Source organism: Campylobacter sp. MIT 97-5078, assembly GCF_006864455.1.
Taxonomy (GTDB): Bacteria; Campylobacterota; Campylobacteria; order Campylobacterales; family Campylobacteraceae; genus Campylobacter_D.
Map to the genome: position 1 here is coordinate 1 of NZ_QHLK01000040.1, position 1417 is coordinate 1417.

Below are 1417 nucleotides of genomic sequence, written 5' to 3' on the forward strand. Positions count from 1 at the left end.
TTTTTTTTTTTTGTATTGCACGCCAGTGCCTTTTTAAGATATAATCAAAAATTTATAAAGCTTTTGTTGAAAAGCTTTTATTTTAGCTTAACTTAAAAAGGATAGAAATAATGAAGTTCTTAAACCAAATGAGTTTGGGCGCTAAAGCAAGTGCCTCTATTGTTGCCGTTTTTGCTCTCTGTATGATCGTAATGACTATACTTTTAACAGATAATTCAGCAAAAATTCAAGAAAATGAGTCTAAAAAACTCATCGCTAATGTCGCCGCAAGGGTAGGTAATATCGTTGATAGCTATATGAAAGAAGTTATCGCTGTTGTAAAGCTTTCTAATGAAAGTATAGAAAAAATGTTGCTTGAAAATCAGGATTTGCAAGAGCACATTAAAGATCAAATTTATTTAGCGATTGATACGACTTCGTATGCAGTTTATGGCTATGTTTATATCAAAGATACAAGTGTACTCAATGGCGAGATTATGGACAGTAAATATAGACTGCCAAATAATGAATTTATGATACTTGTGACTGATACAACGATGGATAAAAAAGGCGGAGTTGAAATTTTGCAAGCTGATGAAGCGATCACTCGTTTTAATTCTGTGCAAAAGGCTTTGCAAACAGGAAAAGAAACTATGGGCGAGCCAAGCTGGCAAAATATAGGAAATTCTGAAAGTAAGTTTGGTTTTGGTGTAAATTATCCTTTGTTTGATAAAAACCATAAAGTTATAGGTGTAGTAGGAATGTTTATCGATGAAAAAGCCTTATCTAAAAGCATTTTATCCGATCAATTTTCTGTTTTTGATCAAGATTATCGTGCTTTGCTAAGTTCTCAAGCAAATATCATTGCTCACCCAAATAAAGATGTGATTGGCAAATCCTTTGCCGAAATTAACACTGATCCAAGTGTAGCTGCTTTCATAGATGCTGTAAAAAACAAACAAGACGCTCTTATAAGTTATAAAAATATACAAGGCAAGACAACTTTTGCTGGGATAAAAATTCTTGACTTGGGTGAATTAGGATATATGGTTTCAGCTGTTATTGCACCACAGAAGTCTATTTTTGCACCGGTTTATGATTTGAGGCAAATGATTATTTTCATGGTGCTTGTGAGTTTATTTATTGGGGCTGTATTTACGATATTTTATGTAAGAAAAGCGGTTGTTTCGAGGATAAATAATATCTCTAAACAGCTTCTTAGTTTTTTTGATTATATCAATCATAAAACAAACACCATGCCAAAGCCTCTTCCTCCAAGGTCACATGATGAGCTTGGTTTAATGGCTTTGGCGATGAACGAAAGTATTCAAAAAACGCAGATTGGTTTAAATCAAGATCAAGAAGCCGTCCAACAAGCTGTTCAAACCGTGCATATAGTAGAAGAAGGTGATCTAACAGCAAGGATCACAGCAAGTCC

General features: G+C 33.9%; 1 pseudogene. It reads left to right on the forward strand.

Features of this window, described 5'->3' with window-relative positions:
* Positions 1-110: 110 nt before the first annotated feature.
* Positions 111-1417, forward strand: a pseudogene (locus DMB91_RS08715) (cache domain-containing protein); the annotation flags it as partial.